Below are 18328 nucleotides of genomic sequence, written 5' to 3'. Positions count from 1 at the left end.
ATTTTAAAGTAAAAAAGAATGTCAATTGGCATTCTCTTTTAAGTATCTATTTTGTTCTTTTTTTAATAATAGTACAAGTAAATTATGATAAAGAAGTAGAAATATTATCACGCCGATCTTCATACCAATTATCCCAGTCTTTGTATGAGGTCATCTTTTCAGGCTCAACTTTGTCCTGCTTAACAATCTCATCAACAATACTCTGGAAGTTATTTGCATGGTATTGCAGAGCGTGTTTAACTAATTCTCTACGACCAAAATTAATGTTATCAATCACGTAGTGGTTAATGTCAACCATGTTTGAATTGACGTCATACATGTTCATGATTTCCAAGTCGCGTTGATTAAATTTAGCAATATAGAAGTCAGTGAAAACCTTCAAATAGTCTGGTTGTTCGTCAAACTCTTCATCGGGCATAGTTGTCCATTCAGCATCTGGCATGACAACCTTAAGGTCTTCATTTTCTTGTTCTTGTTCATTATCTTGCTCTTTGATATTATTTTCTTTTTCAGTCAAAGCAGACACTCCTTTAATAAAAATAGGAAACGTGAAAGTCAATAGTCATTTTACAGAGTTTAGCCTGTAAAAGCAACTATTGTAACGATTTGTACATAAATAGTAAATCTTTTTGCTCGTTTAGCTAGGAAAATTATAGCATCTTTTGCAGCACCAATTAAAGTAGGGCCGGTTTGCTCAAATAAAAATCGTCCAGCCAGTTATGGCAACGGACGATTTTTAAATTAAGTTATGTAAGTGCTAGTTAAAGCAACAACTTATTAATTTTTTGAGAAAGCTACATGATTGGTGATTACGGTTTAAGGTAATCTGCGACATCAGATTTGGTAATCTTAGATGGTTTACTGCGGCCAGATTTGCGGTAAAGGTCGATCAAATCTTGGGGACTAAACGACATCCCGTCATAACCAAGTTTAGTTACTCTTTTACGCAATTGGCTAATTTGATTGTTAGTAACCGTCTTACCGTGAACTTTATGGTCGCCCACAGCACCTTCACCAGTTTTGCCAGCATTACCAGTATCTTGATTTTGCTTTGCTGAGTTTGAGTTTGAACTTGAGCGGTAACTTCTCGTTAAAGCACCAGCACCATTATCATTTTCGTCGGCAAGCTTCTTATTCTTATCAACGCCCTTTTTAGCCTGCTTCTTGTATTTGGCATAGTATTGACCGTTGATGTAAGGCAAATCTAACACCTTTTGGTATTGGTCAATTGCCTGCAGATATTGCTTACCATCTTCAGCTTGCTTAGCATTATCAAAAATCGGCTTAATCTCGTTTTCGTAGTTGTCTTGCACGTCTTTAATAGTAGTTTTTAATTTGCGCCCCTGTTTAGTTAAGGTAGCGTAGCCATTATTTGCAGTAACTACATTATTGACGTTAGTCAGTGCATCATCATACTTGCCATCTTTAGTTGCGCTAATTGCCGAAAGCATATTATCTGCTTGGCTCTTATAGGCTTTAGCCTGGGCAGTTTTCTTAATGCCGAGTGCTTTATCAAAGGCGCTGCTTGCCTTGGAATAATTCTTATCGGCAACTGCATCTTTACCTTGCTGCATTGCACTGTTATATGAAGCATCAACTTGATTGCTATTGGATTTTTGGGTTGCGTAAAAGACGCCACCACCAATAGCAATAATTACTACTGCAACAATCGTCCAAATCGTAGATTTTTTCATAATCGGAATTTGTCCTCCTTATTAATATTCATACTAATTATAGATGCTTTAGGGTGTTTTGACTACTGATGCACGTTTTTAAGGCGTTAGAAACAACTTTTTTAGTAAATTTGTTACACTTTGGCGTTTCAATTCGTTAGTAATAGTGTAAGACATCTAGCGCGCGGATAGCTTACAGCAAGTTTTAGAGTTAACTAAGAAAGGCTACTGATAATGAGTTTCGAATTACTAGACCAATCAATCCAATATAGTTTTTACAATCCTAAATATGGTAAAGAAAAAACCAAGTCGCGAATTTTTCGCAATCTGAAAAAAGGTGCCTCTGCTGCGGGGCTTGCCAAGGTAGGGGATGCACTGGCAATGCTACAAGGGGATGACCTAATAGCGGCAACACTGATTCAGAAACAAGCAATTCCATTAATTGAAGAAGGTAGCTAAAGTCAGTCGAAGAGATATCTATATATAGGAAAGAAGAGGAAAATAGTTAAGATGGTAACCAGAACAAAGACCTTACAATTAGTATTTTTAAACGGCAAAGCTAAAAAGGTTAACTTAACCGTGCAAAATGCGGCAGATGACCTTGATTCAGAGACAGTTAAGACAGCAATGACGACAATTGCGCAAGCAGATGCTTTTGCAAAAGAGGGGGTGGATCTCTATCAGGTTCCTCAGTCTGCTTCATATGTTGAACGAGTTGTTACTAATTTGTTCGATAATTCTGCAGCTGAATCTAAGCAGTCTGCAGCTGATGGAAGTATTAGAGCGAATCATTAGTAAAATTAAGCAACTAATTAATTAGCATAAGCAAGTTTAATGAAAAGTCATCGCGAGGTGACTTTTTCTTTTTGTTATTATTTTGTAAAATTTTTGTTGTATAAAACAAGTTATTTGACTTTATTGAAGTTCAAAAGCCCCCAATTAATTGATGTATTAGCGTTTAGCAACCATGCAAAAAATTACATTTTTAACATGAAGCTGTAAGCGTTTATTACAAAAGTGTGTAAAATAACTCCGCGCCTTGCAATTTGAGACAAAGGTAGGTACAATATGAAATGTGGTAAGTAATAGCTATGCTTCAGGTTCGATTGCCTGTACGCATGCGCGTTCTTCAGCCTGAAAGCTACCTCATAAGAGTTATAAACTTATGAATTCGGCTTGAAGGATGTTGTAACAATGTAGGCTCAATCCGACTGAACCTATAGCCTATTACTATTTTGTATATACACAAGGAGGAAAGACCACATGAAGAAAAATTTAAGAATTGTTAGTGCTGCTGCAGCTGCATTATTAGCCGTTGCTCCAGTTGCTGCAACTAGTGTATCAACAGTATTTGCTGATGGTATTACTGTTCCAGTTGAAGGTACAGCACAAGCTACACCAGATTCAAAAGCATCACTGAATTTAAATGTTACGAATGCTGGAAGTCTTGTTGATGGTGATTCACCTTCTAAGGTTGCTGCTTCTATTTCAACTGTAAGCTTACCGTCTGGCGCAACGGTTGTACCTGCTAAAGCACAAGTTTTTGAAGTAGATTCTAAGGGAGTAGTTGCATCCACTCCAACTACTGATAAATTATCAAAAGATAAGACATATGTTGTACAAGTTAAGGTTTCTATTACTGGACTAACTAATCTTGCTAATAAAACAATAACGGTAAGTAACAACCAGCTTGTTGATAAGAATTATGATGTAAATGGTTCCGGTATTGCTACAGATGTTTTGTTACAAAGTGCGAAATTTAGTGTTGCTAACACTAGTTTGCAAGGTGCACCATACGTTACCTATAATGATGCAAATAGCAAACCTGTAGTTGCAGATTCTGGATCAATTGATCTTGGTACAGCAAATACTGTTTCTGCAGTGGCAGACTTAATTGATTCAACAAGAGGTAAGCAAGGTAAATATACTGCAACTACTACAGCTGGTTCAGTTTCTGAAAACGCAAACGCAGCTGAAGCAAGTTTCCAAAATCTTGAACAAGACGTTAGTGATGCTCTCAAGGCAGCAGGTGTAACTATAAAATCTGATGGTACTTTTGATAAGCCTGCTGCACCATTTAGCATTAATACTCATCTATATGCTACTAATGGTAAAACCGCCACATTTAGTGTTTATGTTAATACACAAGCAGCTAATGGTGATGAAACATTCCCACAAATGACCTTTAATGGATCAACTTATCAAGGTACACAAAGCATTGATTCAATTCTTGACGCTAAGTTCAATTATGTTCCGGTTAATGGTGTTGTAGATACTAAAGCTATTCAAGATGCATTTAAAACTACTGTAAGTAAGGCTGATAAAACCACTTTAATTCCAAAGGTTGACATTAGTAAGGTTGATACTAAGGTAGCTGGTAAATATCCAGTTACAGTAAGTGCAACTAATGCTGAAGGTAAGACTACTAAAGTTACTTTTATGCTAACAGTTGGTGCTAAGGGTGCCACATATAAGACTGCTCAATCAGCAGATGGCAGTGATATTCCAGTCTATAAGATTGAAGGTAACACTGTAACAGACAATAAGACTACTATCAAGAGTGGTAATCAAATTGCTGTCTTTGGTGATCCAATCAAGATCGGTGACAAGTCATACACTCGTATTAACAGTGCTGACTCAAACCTTTACGTAGAAACTAAGTATGTTGACGGTTCAGTTAAGCCTGCTGACAAGACTTCTAAGACTGTAATGCACAATGCTTACATCTACGACAAGGACCACAAGCGTGTTGGTACTAACATGTTACGTGCTTACACTAAGGTTGATGTTCTTGGTGCTGCAACTAAGCTTGCTGACGGTAGCTTGGTATACCAAATTGGTGACAACCAATACGTAATGGCTGACAACATTGATGGTACTGTTCGTACATTATCTCACAACGCTTACGTATACAAGACCAGCAAGAAACGTGCTGACAGCCGTGTATTACGCAAGGGTGCTAAGGTAACTACTTACGGCTCACCTTACACATTCAAGAATGGTAAGGCTTACTACCGTATTGGTGGCCCAAGCAAGCAATACGTTAAGGTTGCTAACTTTAACTAATTCTCATTAGTTAATTACAGGAAACGGAAACGACTATGTCGCTTCCGTTTTTTGTTTGCTTTTCTATGAAAGCGATAACTTTTAAGGTATAATCATATATATTAAAGCCAATAGAAAAGGAAACTAGCAATGAAAGAATGTGAGCATTATAACCTCCCGCAGGGACAAGAATACCATGTCTGGTCAAAAGCAATCTTGCGGCAGAAAGTGGGTCATGATCAAGTCTTAAATGATTATCTTGTCGAAGATGAGCATTATTCGATCAACCAAAAAACTTTGGCACTTTATGAATTTCAGCAAAAGCCTTTGCTTGGAAAATATAAAAGCGTTATCTTTGATATTCAGGCTGGTATTATTCTCAGTTATAACAGTACCCGGTCACTTTTCACTACTTTTAGTAAGGAATGTTTATTAGCTGGGTTAGAATTTCAGCGCGAGTTTGCCCGTAAGATTAACCTAAAAAATCATAATACGATTGCAACGGGCCGGTTGGCTTACTTTTCTACTCGAAGCTACAATTCAGGCAATATTGATTGGGTTGCCTTACATCAGATGGCAGCTTTTCAACCACTTAACCTGTCTGCTGTTGCTTTTAAGACCGTTTCCTATGGTGATTCTGATTACATTTTTGCTTTTGACAGTTGCAGTCGTTATATTCGTGAGCAAATTGTCAACGGATTATTTTATAATCATGCTCTTTATCAGCTCTCATCTGTTCATTTGGAACGTATTTTGGGTTGGCACGTGACGGCAACTAAAGGAAAGTCGTTAATTGATCAGCCAGAATACTTTCATCCTCACGAGCCATTGACTAACCTTTCCTTGAAACATATCTTGGCGAATTTACTAGATAAGAAGCAACAACGTTATGGTCATTATTTGGCTAATTTTTATGAATTTCCTGAATTAGTTGAATCTCACCGTATTATTCGACAAATAAGCCAGAGACCAGATACGCTTTATTAAGAAGAGCCCGAATCTAAGTTGATTTGGGCTTTTTTTCATCTTTTTTTCAGCCATTACCCAGCTTAAGAATACGCTTACATTTAAGCAAAAATAATTATATTAGTTTAATAAGTTAGCTATTATATTAACCCTAATGCTCTCTTTTATTAGCTTTTTTATTTTGCGCCTAAATTGCTAATCCAAGCATGCACAAGCGCTTGTGACACTCACAATAAAAGAAAAGGTCACAACAATGAAAATCAATCAGCAAGCATTTATTACAGCATGGGAAAATCAAAAATTAGTTAGAGGCGCCATTAAGTGTGCTCACGTCAGACAGGACTATACTAACTATGAAGACTTTCTGCAAGAAGGACTATTAATTTATGCGCAAATGCTAACCGAACAAGCTAATTTACCGCGTAAAGAGGTTGATCGCCTTAGCTTTCGGAAAATTCTCTGGCATACGGTTGACTTATTGCGTCAAGATAAGCGACATAATGAACAACAGACAAGTCTCATAACTAGACAACAGTTTAGTCAAATCAGTCATTGGGATAACTTAATTACGTTACAAAAAGAAGTCACTAAAATGTCAGCTTTAGAACAGCAGATTTTTGTGCAGCATTTATTATTGCAAAAACCAATTAGTCAATTGGCTAGCGAGTTGAAGGTTAGTCGCGTTCAATTACAGCGCGTTAAGAAGAGCCTTTTACAAAATCTGCGGGTAATTTTGGAACGTTAAATTACTACTTATAACAATTGTCTGTCTATATTACTTTTTGACTACAAATAAACAGTATCTATTGTTTATCAGTCAATTGCTCGTTACAATAAAGATGTCGATTAAGGAGGAAATTATTTTTATGAAAAGAAGACTTATCACTGGTTTTTCAGCTGCAGTCCTTGCTGCGTCGGCTGTTATTCCGGTTACCAACAACTTGATTGCCGCTTCGCCAGCGCGAGCTGAGAAGGTTTCAGCAGCGACAGTGAGTGAGACAACTTTTTTAAATACTGCTGTTAGCCAGGCACAAAAAGTCGCTAAGAAGTATGGCTTGTACCCATCTGTGATGATTGCTCAGGCAATTGTTGAATCAAATTGGGGTCAATCTGGCTTAGCAGTTAATGCTAATAATCTCTTTGGCATGAAAGCCGATGATAGTTGGCAAGGCGCTGTTTATTCCGCTAAGACGCGTGAAGAAGATAAAAAAGGTAAGAGTTACTACGTGGTTGCTAAATTCAGAAAGTATAACAATTACCAAGAGTCCTTTGATGACAATGGTAATAAATTGCGTAACGGTGTTTCTTGGCAACCTGACCGATACCAAGGTGCGTGGCTTGAGAATGCCGCTTCCTATACTGATGTAACTAAGGCCCTGACAGGTACCTACGCAACAGCAAATAATTATAATACGATTTTAAATAGCAGAATAACCTCTAGCAATTTGACACAGTATGACCCGAAGATTTCCAACGCTTCGAAGTCTTATGTGGTTAAAAAATCAGGCGCAACTTATGCATGGCCAACTGATCATTCAGTTTCTGCGAAAACTAACTCTGTTAACAAGGGTAATGCCGTCACTGTCACTAAGACAATTACTTTTTATAACGGTAGAAAGCGGATGTACATTTCCGGTAAGGGCTGGGTTAACGACACTTTACTAGATGCAGGCAGTGCATTGCCACCAGCTTCACAGGCTCCTAAGGGCGATGAGAAAGTCAACAAGACTTTGATGCATAACTCATTTGTCTATAATGATAAAGGCAAGCGTGTCAAGGGCATGAAGGCCCTTAAGTCAGGTGATGAAGGAAAGGTAATTGCCACTTACGGCACCAAAACAATCAATGGTAAGAAATATTACCGTATTGGCGAAGATCAATATATTGCGTGTGGCAATATTGATGGTACCTTTAGAACTTTGAAGAAGAATGCCTTTGTTTATAATGACTATGGCAACCGTGACAATAAGAAGGTCATGAAGAAGAATAAATCAGTAGCAACTTATGGTGCTGCGATTAACATTTATGGTAAGAAATATTACCGCATTGGCATTCACCAATACATTAAAAAAGCTAACTTTAAAGTTGAATAATAGTTTTTAACAAATAGAAATGAGGAATGAACGTTTAGCAATGAAGATCAAGAAACTACTAACTACTATTGCTATCGGAGTAGGTTTAGTTGCTCCTGTTGTTAATATTAATCAGTCGCGTGATGTTGAGGCGGCTTCAATCAATTCAATTGCCAAGCAAAATAGCTATGTTGGCGAAACCTACTTGTATAAAATGCTGCAAACAGCCAATATTAGGTACAATAAGTTTTATGCTAACGGCAACATTATTCGGTACAGAAAGGGTAAACCAGAAGGAATCGTGATTCATGAGACCGCAACGCCGAATGCTTCTGCTTACAATGAAGCCATTTACTTTAACCGTGAATGGATGAATATGTATTCGTATGTCCACGCTTTTGTTGATAAAAAGCAAGTTATCCAAATGATGACGCCAAATTATGGTGTCTGGGGTGCGGGTGCTGTTGCCAACAATCGTTTTATTCAAATTGAACTATGTGAAGAAAACACGCGGGCAAATTTTGCTAAAAGTGTCAGCAATGATGCTATTTATGCTGCTAAGTTGCTTCACCGCTATGGCATTACACCGGTTAATGCTTCCAATACTGGGCAGGGAACGATTTGGTCACACCACGCCGTTTCACGCTTTTTAGGCGGAACCAATCATACTGATCCTGATGGTTACTTCGCTAAGTGGGGCTATTCAATGAATGACTTCTTTGCTTTATTGAAGTATTACTATAATTTGCAAGCAGGAGATACTGCAGCAGAGGCCCCAACTGATACTTCAGCTAGCGATTCAACCGCTGGTGACAATGTTTCGCAAGCACCAACAGGGAAGAAGACTTTGATGCACGATGCTTATGTTTACGATGAACAAGGCAATCGGACTAATGCGGAATTAATGACTGCCGGAACGGATGTGACCGTTGCGCAAGAAAAGGTGATTAACGGCAGAAAGTACTTGCAGATTGGTGAAAATCAATATATCGTTGCAAGTAACATTCTGGGTACTGAACGGGTACTGTCGCATAATGCTTATATTTATGACACTACCGGTCTTCGGGCGGATAATTCCAAGCTGCTGCGCGGTGCAAAAGTGCGGACTTATGGTGGCCGGGTTAACATCAACGGCTCCATGTATTACCCAATTAGTGCTACCCGCTTTGTTAAAGTAGCCAATTTCTAATTAAAATAGATTAAGTTCATGATCTTGGATCATGAACTTTTTTTATGCAAAAAAATAATGATCAGTCTAAGATAATGGTAGAAGCAGTGCTTTTAATTACAGGTGTTATCGAGTATAATCTTCACAGTATTTAAGGAGGGCAACTTTGCATGGCTCAGTTATCTTTATTTCTCGTTATCTTATTTGCGTTAATTGTGCCGCTGTTAATGGCCAAGTTAAGGGTTAACGCGGTGCCGACTGCAATTGCGGAAATTATCGTGGGGATCCTTTTAGGAGCTAGTGGCTTCAATGTGGTCGGAGTGACACATGATTTATCCTTTTTATCGAACCTAGGCGTGATTCTGTTAATCTTTTTGTCCGGCATGGAAATCGATTTTAACTTATTAAAACCACATCAGGGCAAAAAGAAAAATAAGCAAGCAGTTAATCCAATGCGGATTGCGGTTGGCTCATTTTTAAGTATTAGCGTGGTGGCCGTCTTCTTAGGTTGGTTATTAAAGTGGTTTGGTTTATTTAATGATGTTGCACTGGCGGCAATTATTTTTATGACCATTGCTTTAGGTGTTGTGATTGCTACACTAAAGGAAAAAGATATTTTGCGCCGACCAATTGGGCAGACGATTTTGCTAACAGCAGTTTTAGGCGAAGTAATTCCTTTGATGCTCTTAACTATTTATGCTGCTGTCAATGGCGGCAACACCAAGCAGTTGTGGCTGATCATTCTACTGTTCATGGCTGCGATTGTTTTGCTCTGGCGTTCGAAACGGCTATACCTTTGGTTCAATGATGTTACTAAAAACACGACTCAGCTAGATATTCGACTGGCATTCTTTCTGATTTTTGCGCTTGTGACGGTGGCTGAAAAAGTGGGCGTGGAAAGTATTTTGGGTGCCTTCTTGGCGGGAATAGTGATGAAATTGCTAGAGCCAAGTCATGAGACTAAAGATAAGCTGACTTCAATCGGCTATGGTTTCTTTATTCCCATTTTCTTTATTATGACGGGGGTTAAGCTCAATTTACGGTCTCTTCTGGCGCATCCCCGGTCATTAACATTACTGCCCGTCTTAGTCGTCTTCTTGTTGATTGCCAAATTACCGGTCGTTTTAATTTATGCTAAAAAGTTTGGCTATCGTAATGGACTAGCTGGCGGTGTCCTTAGTGCAACGACAATTACGATTGTTTTGCCTACCTTGGCAGTAGCACGTAAGTTGCGTGTCATTACTTCGCTGCAATCTGATGTCTTTATTCTGGCAGCGGTTATTGTCTGCATCTTTTGCCCCGTAATCTTCAATGCGATTTTTAAATTGCAGCCTGAAGACCGGATTAAAGAAAAAGTTGTGCTTGTCGGGGCAACTGCTCTGACCGTACCAGTTTTACTTGATTTACATGATAAATGGTACTCGGTCAAGATGATGACTAGTGATGAGGAAGACTATAATCTGTATAAAAGCCGTGTTCCCAGTTTGGATTTATTACCCGAACTAACTGAAGCTAAACTAGAACAAAATGGTGCATTTAACGGCAATATTTTTGTTGCAGCATTAATGTCAGATAAGGAAAACTTGCGCTTAGCTAAATTAGCACGGCAAAAAGGCGACTTTAAGCGAATCATTGTTTGTCAGAAGCGAATGGCAAATGAGGAAGCGGCGCAATTGGCGGAAAAAGGAATCGAAATTTTTAATCTCGGCAATGTCAGTGCTGCTTTATTACGTGCATTGATTGAGTCACCTGCTGTTTACCGGGTTTTAACTGATACCAAGAATGCGCTATATTCAGTAGTAGTGCGCAATACTCATTATACGGGACGGCAATTAGCCGACTGGGATGTGGCACATGATATCACGGTCGATCGCATTCACCGCGGGCAAGAATGGCTTGTTCCGCATGGTTATTCAGTTATTGAAGAAGGCGATGAACTGATTTTTTCGGCCAAATCACAGGCAGCTGACCGAGTGCGCAAGGTAATCGGTCGCAAATAAATTAAAAAGCAAAAATAACCATCTTGAAAGCTTGTACGCTTCAAGGTGGTTATTTTACTTGGACATGTTAGTGTCAGTGTTTAGTTTTTAACTGATGCTTTAGCTTGGGCTAAAACATCCATTACTGCCATGCTGTGGTTATACAGCTTATTAGCTTCTGTCACATCATGATGGTCGATAATATCTACAAAAGCCGCAAATTCGCTAGCCATCCGGTGCTCGTATTGATTAAAGTTAAACTTATCGGTATCGCCACCCCGATTGTCAACGGTGAAGTTAGCGAGTACACCAGTTGAACCATCAAAATGGATCGTTCCGTTTTCACCTTCAATAAAAGACCGCGGGTTAGTGTAGCAATCCTTAGAGGCAATTAGGGTAGCCTGCTTGTCGCTGTACGTCATCGCTAGAATACCGGATGTATCAATCCCTTTTTGCATTACTGGGTAATATTGAACCGCTTGGGGTTTGCCAAAAAGGCCAACGGCTAAATGAATGTTGTAGATATTCAGATCCATTAACGTCCCACCATCCTTAGCAGGATCAAAGACAGGAGCGATTTTGCCTTTTAAGAAGTCATCATAGCGGCTGGAATATTGGGTATAATTTAACGCAATAATATGAATTGGGGCAATTTTTTTAAGTGCCTTTTTAATCGCCTGGAAGTTGCCTAAATGAATATTGGTGATTGCTTCGACAATGATTACGTGGTGTTCATCAGCAATCTTTTTGAGTTCCTTAGCCTCAGCCACTGTTGACACGTAAGGTTTCTCACAAATGACATTTTTGCCATTCTCAATTGCTTGCTTAACCACTTCGTAGTGAAGCGAGTTAGGCACAGCTACGTACACGGTATCGACATTGGGGTCGCGGAATAAAAGATTATTATCCGCAAAAACTTCCTTGATGCCGTATTGCTTAGCTAGATCGCGGGCGATTGCCTGACTTCGTTTAGTAGTTGAAATTGCTGCTAATTCTAGGTTCTCAATCTTATCCGCTGTCGTTAAAAAGTCATGAACAATTTTGCCACTGCCGATAATCCCAAGTTTCATAATATTAGCTCCCACATGATAAAAATAATTATTTATTTGTGTCAACGTCAGCAGGTTTAGCTGCTTTCTTAACGTCATCTGGTACGGCCAAATTAGCGTATTCACCCAAATGGCTAACCTTAAACGTTATTTTGACTGTTGCCACTTTAATTATGACATATTTGGCGCTTGACTTCGAGCCGATCAGATGATCATCTTGCAGGCGATAGGTAGCGTAAATTGTGCCTAACTTAGTATGCTTGTTCAAGTATCTTAGTTCTTTTTTACTAAACTTCACGCCGCTAGCTGTGCGAGCTATTTTAAGTCCAGTTTTGTAAGCCTGCTTGCCGTTAAGCGCCGTTTTTAAAGTATAAGTACCATTTTTCTGACTGAATTTACCTTTTTGGAGTAATTGGTCAACGTTGATGGTCTTAGCAATGCTACTTGTCAATTGGTCATTTTGACTGTTATTGAGGGGTTGGTATTCCCATTGATCGCCAAGATATGTATAGAGGCGGTTTTCTTTTCCATCTGCCCAAACCTCAATCTTTTTCGACTTGCCAGCTTTAGCAGTCGGAGCATAACCACTCATGTGGGCTACATTTTGGTTGAAGCCACCTGTAAGGCTAAATGCTGTAACGTTAATCTTCTTACCCTTTTTTAGGTGGGGCTTGATAGATACCGTAAAATCAAGCTGACCGTTGGTCTGGTTATTTTGCTTAATGATGTCGATGGCCTGTTGTTTATCTAAGGCTGCCGCAACAGGTTTGGCTTGGGTAAGACCACCGGCCAATAAACTAAAGCTTAGTAAAACACTGGTAATAAATTTTTTAACTTTCATTTTATTTCTCCTTATAAAAAACTGCTAAAGATTGCTTTTAAGGTCAAAACTTAGTTGCATATGATAATAAGCTACTTGTCAGTTTTAACTGGGACAGCATTTTTAACATCATCTGGCAAAGCTAAATTACCGTATTCGTTAAAGTGACTAAAAGTTTCGCTGATCTTGATTGTCGGGCCCTTCTTAAGCTTAGCGGTGGTTTTGCTTTGTGCACTGACTACTTTTTGATCGGTTAAAGTAAAGTTTAGCTTGATCTTGCCAATCTTCACGTTCTTAGCGAACGATTTGATATCTGTGTTTTTAATTTCGTTTTTCAAGATGACTTGCATAACTGGCTTGACATATTTTTGGCCATTAATCGAGCCGGTTAATTGGTAGACGCCCTTTTTATGTGTTAATTTACCGTTCTTCTCTAAATTTTTAAAAATTGACTTTGTTAGTTTGACAAGTGGTTTTTGCCCCGTGAGGTCATTAAGCAGCGTTTGATAATCATCCGGCACTGTTTCATATTCCCATTTGTTTTTATTAAAGTTGTAAAGGCGGTTATTCTTACCGTCGACCCAGATACTTACCTTGTCTTTATTCTTACCATCTTTAATCGTTCCAGTTTCGTTTACTAGCTGGCTGGTATTATTAAAATAGGCGTCAATCGTTACTGTTGCTTTGTCATTTTTAAGTAAAGTGGTCGTGGTTGAATGCAATTTACCGCTATCTTGCTTATTATTATTGTCTTTAATTATTGCGACTGCCTGCTTTCTGGTCATAGCGGCTGCGACCGGTTGAGCTTGACTTAGACCACCGGCAAATAGGATAAAAGTCAGTAATATCGAAGAGATCATCTTTTTGGCTTTCATTGGAGTACTCCTTTTTTAATCTTACTTAATTATATTTTAAGGACTATTTTACTCTATATTTAATTTTATTGTTTTAAGTTTTACTAAAAAAGCATTATTTCATAGTGAAATAATGCTTGGTACTTAATTATTTTTTCTTATTTGCTTTGGGCAAAGGCTTAGCATCTAGAGCGTTTGATGGTAACTTGAGAAAATCACGGCTGCCAATATTAGCATAGCTTTGACCAGCACTTAATCTCATTAGCTTACCAATCTTTAAGTTAACATTGTACTTGAAGGTAGCAAGTTTATTACCTTTAACTACGAGCTTAACGGTCATGTCTTGGAATTTACCTGCCTTAGCCAATTTATTGTAAATTTTCTGTTGTTGCTGGCTTTGGGTATTGGTTTGAAAAATAGGGGCAACGGCTGCTTTCATTACTTCTTTATCAGTAATCTTAGCTGTTAACGTGTAGGTTCTACCGCTTCGCTTCATTTGATATGCGTTAATGAGCTTAGAAGGCGGATCCATTAACATTTCGTTATTAAGAATGGCATCAAGCAAGTCGGCATAGGTGTGACCGGTTGTTTTCGCAACTTCTGCTTTATACCAAGTACTTTGACCGTTGATATATAGATTTCCCGTATTACTAATCCACTCATCCATGCTGTGGGAATTCTTTTTGCTTTGGTTATTTTCAGTCTGATAATTTAAATGAAAAACTGTTGGGTCACCACCAAAAGTAAAGTTTGAAGCCACAACTTGACTGGAAGTGTCAGTTCTAAGGCTAACAACTTGCTTAGCTTGACCACTTTTAAAAGTTTTCTGAGCTTTTTTAATCACCTGGATTTTGGTTAAAATAGGTTCAGCTTGCTTTTTTTGTTTAGAGCAACCACCGGAAATTAGTGCTGCTACAACGCCTATACTTAGCAATAATTTTTTAAATTTCATTTTGGTTAGATATTCACTTTCCTTATAGTCATAATATTATCTATTGTATCGTAAAATAAAGATTAAAAAAATGATTTTTAATCTCAAACCCTATGAAAACAAAATCTAAATGTGTAAAATAGTAAGTGAAGCTTTTAATTTGCAAAGGAGATATTTCATGTCGAAATTAGTTTTAATCCGTCACGGACAAAGTGAATGGAACCTTGAAAACAAGTTCACTGGTTGGATTGATGTTGACTTGTCAGAAAAAGGTGTTGAAGAAGCAAAGAACGCAGGTAAGTTAATTAAGGAACACGGTCTTAAATTTGACCAAGCTTATACCTCAGTTTTAACTCGTGCGATTAAGACTTTGCACTTCGCTTTGGAAGAAAGCGACCAACTCTGGGTTCCAGAAACTAAGTCTTGGAGATTAAATGAACGTCATTACGGTGGTTTGCAAGGTTTGAACAAGAAGGCAACTGCTGATAAATATGGTGACGAACAAGTTCACATTTGGCGTCGTTCATACGATGTTTTGCCACCAAAAATTGAAGATGATTCAGAATTTAGTCAAGTACATGACCGTCGTTACGCAGATCTTGACCCGAACATCATTCCACGGACAGAAAACCTTAAGGTTTGTCTTGAAAGAGTTATGCCATTCTGGGAAGATCACATTGCTCCAGACTTATTAGCTGGCAAGAATGTCATTATTGCTGCTCACGGTAACTCACTCCGTGCTTTAACCAAGTACATTGAAAACATTTCTGATGCTGACATCATGAACTTGGAAATGAAGACTGGTGAACCAGTGGTTTACACTTTCGATGAAAAATTAAACGTAACTAATAAAGAAAAGTTAGACGATTAATTTAAAGTTTAATAACTAAAATAAAAAAGTCATTTTGGAAGAAATTCTAAAATGGCTTTTTTTGCTTGAATTGGTTTTACTGGTACATATGTCCTTGGCCTTTTCGTTATTTCTAAAAACATTTAAAACTAGCATATTTACGCGTCTAGTATTTTAATACTTTTAAGTGATTACTTTAATTTAGATTAATGCATTACTTGTAAGTTAGATGCAATAATACCGAATGGATTAGTAGTTATTAGTTTAAGAATATTATCTTGATTATAATTCGCTATCGTTTTAAAACTATGTTATTTTTTGTATATAAGGAAACAAATTATCTTCTAGTGAATTAGTAAGTCAAGTGTCAGACTTTGCTTCTAAGTCTGTTGCCAATATGGGTGATGGTGACGCTAAGACGGCAGCACCAGATAATATTGCTAAAGCTGTAAAAGATGCTAAAGACGTAATTGCAAATGCTAAAATGCAAGCTGATCTTGACAAGACAAAAGCTGATTTCCAAAGTGCTCTTAACGATGCAGTACCATTTACTAAGTAACAAGCATATACTGTTGATTCAATTAATAATACAGTTGAGACAGCTAAGGATATGATTAAGAATGACGGGTTGCTAACCGATTCTGATAGGGAAGAGAAACTTGCCCAGATTGATGCTGTTTCCTCAGCAACTTTGGATAGCCATGATAATGAGAAAAATGGTGATGCTGATAATACTAAAACTGTTGATGTTAATAGTGCTAAAACAACAAATGATCTTTTATTAATTCAAAACTCCGTTATCACTGTATACTGTATGCGATCGAACCTAATTACGCTTTAAAAATTCGAATTAGTAAAAATAATTTTAATATCAAGTATTACTAAGAGAGCTTGATATCTAGCACTAGGCCATTTTGGCCTGGTGCTTTTTTGTTGCAGTATTTTCAAGCAAAATAAATTGTTTTAAAACATTTTTTTATTTGAGACGAAAAAAGCCCTGTTAAAAACAGGACTTTGAACAAATATTATGCCAAAACAGTAACAATAATTATTTTTGCTGACGCATAGCTTGGTAAAAAAACATGCCAGTTATTTTGGCGTTTTTTTAATTTTCTGAATCTAAATTTAACACTGCGTCAAATACGCTTTGAGGAAGTTTAATATCACTACGGGCAGCTTGTCGTTTGTTCAAACTTTGTCTGCGCAAAAGTTGTTGCTTTTTGGAAATGCTGCGCTTTTCACCGTTAACTGCTGCATTTTTGCGTAAAGGCGGTACGTCAACTCTAGCAATTGCTTTGTTTTCCACAATTGCTTGCACAGGCATCGGGTAAAGTCTTCGCGGAACGGTGTACTTTAATTTTTCCACTAGTTTATGTGCTATTTGGGCAGCATTTTGTCGTGGGACTAAGATATCCAATGCATCTACCGGAGCGTAATTAATTTGAATCTGAATTTTGACTACGTCAACTAGTTCAAAGTCAAGAAATTCAGTATCCAAGGTGGCATAACCATGCGTAATTGACTTAAGGCTGTTGAAAAAGTTATAGGCAATTTCGGAAACAGGCAACTTATAGGTAAGTGTGACTAGTTCCTGTTGATTATCTAAATCCACCATTTCACCAAAATGTTGTTCACATAATTTCATAACCGCACCTAAATAGTCATTAGGAGTTGTTATTACGGCTTTAACGTAAGACTCAGTGACGTAATCAATTTTCGCAAAGTCGGGAAATTTGGCCGGATTAGTAATGGTTAAATACTCTTTTCTGGCATCGGGCTCCTTGAGGTAAACGTGGTAAGTAGCGTTGGGAGCGGTGGTCAAGACCTCAACGTTATATTCATCATGCAACCGTTCTTGGATGATCTGTAAATGGAAAATTCCTAAAAAACCGCAACGAAATCCCGCATCTAGGGCTTCTGACTGCTCTGGCGTGTAATGAAAAGCTGCATCGTTAAGAGCTAATTTGCTAATAGCTTGCTTTAATGCTTCATAACTTGTTCCCTCTTTAGGATAAAGCCCCGCATAAACCATTGACTGTGGTGGTTGAAAGTTAGGTAAGGCCTCTTGGGTGGGATGCTCAAAGTCTGTGATGGTTTCGCCCACCTGAATGGCATTGATGTCCTTGAGTCCAGTAACCAAATAGCCTACTTCACCAGTTTTTAGGGTTTTAACTGCTTGCATGTTAGGACGATAGATTCCGACAGTCTGGGCAGTGAATGTGCTATTTTCATTCATCAGCAATAATTTTTGTCCCGCTTGCAACTGACCCGCAATCAGCCTAATTTCCGCAATAATACCTTGGTAAGGATCGTATTGGGAATCAAAAACTAAAGCTTTTAGCGCTTGGTCATTGCCTTCAGCTGGTGCAGGAATTCGCTGATAAATAGCCTCAAGAACTTGGTGAACATTTTGCCCGGTTTTAGCAGAAATTTTTAAGATCTCGGTATCTTTAAATTCTGGTCGAAGTGCCCGCAATTGTGCTTCGGTAGCTGCAACATCGGCTGAAGCACTATCGATCTTATTAATGACGGGAATAATTGTGAGTTTGTGTTTAACAGCCAGTCGAAGGTTGGCAATCGTCTGTGCCTGCACTCCTTGGGTTGCATCTACTAGTAAAATTGCACCATCGGTAGCCGCCAAGCTCTTTGAAACTTCGTAGGAAAAATCAACGTGTCCTGGCGTATCAATTAGGTTGTATTCATATTCTTGACCATCATCGCCATGGTAAAAATTGCGGACGGAGCGTGATTTAACGGTTACTCCGTGTACCTGTTCAACTTCCATGCTATCCAAAAGCTGCGCACTAAGTTCACGTTCACTAACCGTTTCTGTTTGTTCCATAATGCGATCAGCCAAAGTAGATTTACCGTGGTCAATATGGGCAATAATCGCAAAGTTTCTAATATTTGCAGTTTTCATT

At 38.2% G+C, this 18328-nt stretch carries 18 protein-coding genes; 11 read left to right on the top strand and 7 right to left on the bottom strand.

The window, feature by feature from the left end:
* Window positions 1-82: 82 nt before the first annotated feature.
* Together J3U54_RS01805 and J3U54_RS01800 are read right to left on the bottom strand one after the other, a co-directional pair.
* Window positions 83-517, bottom strand: a complete 435-nt coding sequence (locus J3U54_RS01805) for a hypothetical protein (protein ID WP_103753002.1) — start codon at window positions 515-517, stop codon at window positions 83-85.
* Between the two features lie 292 nt (window positions 518-809).
* A complete protein-coding gene (locus J3U54_RS01800; protein ID WP_220232381.1) occupies window positions 810-1694 on the bottom strand; it encodes a hypothetical protein in 885 nt (294 codons plus the stop codon).
* Between the two features lie 213 nt (window positions 1695-1907).
* Here J3U54_RS01800 and J3U54_RS01795 point away from each other — a divergent pair, with 213 nt between their 5' ends.
* The 8 genes from J3U54_RS01795 to J3U54_RS01760 all read left to right on the top strand — a co-directional run bounded on the left by J3U54_RS01795 (window position 1908) and on the right by J3U54_RS01760 (window position 10924).
* Window positions 1908-2132 (top strand): DUF1659 domain-containing protein, encoded by a 225-nt coding sequence (locus J3U54_RS01795; RefSeq protein ID WP_267384797.1) that lies wholly within the window; start codon window positions 1908-1910, stop codon window positions 2130-2132.
* Between the two features lie 51 nt (window positions 2133-2183).
* On the top strand, window positions 2184-2468 hold the full coding sequence (locus J3U54_RS01790) for a DUF2922 domain-containing protein (protein ID WP_267384795.1): 285 nt from the start codon (window positions 2184-2186) through the stop codon (window positions 2466-2468).
* A gap of 468 nt (window positions 2469-2936) precedes the next feature.
* The gene (locus J3U54_RS01785; protein ID WP_267384793.1) at window positions 2937-4739 is read left to right on the top strand and encodes an SLAP domain-containing protein; all 1803 of its coding nucleotides are present in this window, start codon (window positions 2937-2939) and stop codon (window positions 4737-4739) included.
* A gap of 129 nt (window positions 4740-4868) precedes the next feature.
* Window positions 4869-5705, top strand: coding sequence for a hypothetical protein (locus J3U54_RS01780; protein ID WP_267384791.1), 837 nt, complete (start codon window positions 4869-4871; stop codon window positions 5703-5705).
* A gap of 232 nt (window positions 5706-5937) precedes the next feature.
* Complete coding sequence (locus J3U54_RS01775; RefSeq protein WP_103752996.1) at window positions 5938-6429, top strand: RNA polymerase subunit sigma; 492 nt, start codon at window positions 5938-5940, stop codon at window positions 6427-6429.
* A 121-nt stretch (window positions 6430-6550) separates the two neighbouring features.
* Window positions 6551-7777 (top strand): SLAP domain-containing protein, encoded by a 1227-nt coding sequence (locus J3U54_RS01770; RefSeq protein ID WP_267384789.1) that lies wholly within the window; start codon window positions 6551-6553, stop codon window positions 7775-7777.
* Between the two features lie 40 nt (window positions 7778-7817).
* On the top strand, window positions 7818-8945 hold the full coding sequence (locus J3U54_RS01765) for an SLAP domain-containing protein (RefSeq protein ID WP_267384787.1): 1128 nt from the start codon (window positions 7818-7820) through the stop codon (window positions 8943-8945).
* Window positions 8946-9094: 149 nt separating this feature from the next.
* On the top strand, window positions 9095-10924 hold the full coding sequence (locus tag J3U54_RS01760; protein ID WP_267384785.1) for a cation:proton antiporter family protein: 1830 nt from the start codon (window positions 9095-9097) through the stop codon (window positions 10922-10924).
* A gap of 80 nt (window positions 10925-11004) precedes the next feature.
* Here J3U54_RS01760 and J3U54_RS01755 read toward each other — a convergent pair whose 3' ends face one another.
* The 4 genes from J3U54_RS01755 to J3U54_RS01740 all read right to left on the bottom strand — a co-directional run bounded on the left by J3U54_RS01755 (window position 11005) and on the right by J3U54_RS01740 (window position 14578).
* Window positions 11005-11973 carry a Gfo/Idh/MocA family protein gene (locus tag J3U54_RS01755; RefSeq protein WP_267384783.1) on the bottom strand — a complete coding sequence of 323 codons (969 nt, stop codon included), beginning with the start codon at window positions 11971-11973 and terminating at the stop codon, window positions 11005-11007.
* Between the two features lie 28 nt (window positions 11974-12001).
* Window positions 12002-12793, bottom strand: coding sequence for a hypothetical protein (locus J3U54_RS01750; protein WP_103752991.1), 792 nt, complete (start codon window positions 12791-12793; stop codon window positions 12002-12004).
* Window positions 12794-12864: 71 nt separating this feature from the next.
* Window positions 12865-13647 carry a DUF6612 family protein gene (locus J3U54_RS01745; RefSeq protein ID WP_267384780.1) on the bottom strand — a complete coding sequence of 261 codons (783 nt, stop codon included), beginning with the start codon at window positions 13645-13647 and terminating at the stop codon, window positions 12865-12867.
* A gap of 127 nt (window positions 13648-13774) precedes the next feature.
* Complete coding sequence (locus J3U54_RS01740) at window positions 13775-14578, bottom strand: hypothetical protein (RefSeq protein ID WP_267384778.1); 804 nt, start codon at window positions 14576-14578, stop codon at window positions 13775-13777.
* A gap of 157 nt (window positions 14579-14735) precedes the next feature.
* On the opposite strand from J3U54_RS01740, the gene J3U54_RS01735 reads away from it, so the two are divergent.
* From J3U54_RS01735 to J3U54_RS01725, 3 genes are all read left to right on the top strand, one after another.
* Window positions 14736-15428, top strand: coding sequence for a 2,3-diphosphoglycerate-dependent phosphoglycerate mutase (locus tag J3U54_RS01735; protein WP_103752988.1), 693 nt, complete (start codon window positions 14736-14738; stop codon window positions 15426-15428).
* A gap of 343 nt (window positions 15429-15771) precedes the next feature.
* Window positions 15772-15966: a hypothetical protein gene (locus J3U54_RS01730; protein ID WP_103752987.1), complete on the top strand. Its 195-nt coding sequence runs from the start codon at window positions 15772-15774 to the stop codon at window positions 15964-15966.
* Window positions 15967-16017: 51 nt separating this feature from the next.
* Window positions 16018-16248 carry a hypothetical protein gene (locus tag J3U54_RS01725; RefSeq protein ID WP_103752986.1) on the top strand — a complete coding sequence of 77 codons (231 nt, stop codon included), beginning with the start codon at window positions 16018-16020 and terminating at the stop codon, window positions 16246-16248.
* A gap of 264 nt (window positions 16249-16512) precedes the next feature.
* Here J3U54_RS01725 and lepA read toward each other — a convergent pair whose 3' ends face one another.
* On the bottom strand, window positions 16513-18327 hold the full coding sequence (lepA, locus tag J3U54_RS01720) for a translation elongation factor 4 (protein WP_220234851.1): 1815 nt from the start codon (window positions 18325-18327) through the stop codon (window positions 16513-16515).
* Window position 18328 lies beyond the last annotated feature (1 nt).

This window comes from Lactobacillus sp. B4007 (genome assembly GCF_026535895.1).
Taxonomy (GTDB): domain Bacteria; phylum Bacillota; class Bacilli; order Lactobacillales; family Lactobacillaceae; genus Lactobacillus; species Lactobacillus panisapium.
Note: the sequence above shows the minus strand (reverse complement) of the source record. Positions and strands in the feature narration are given on the sequence as shown.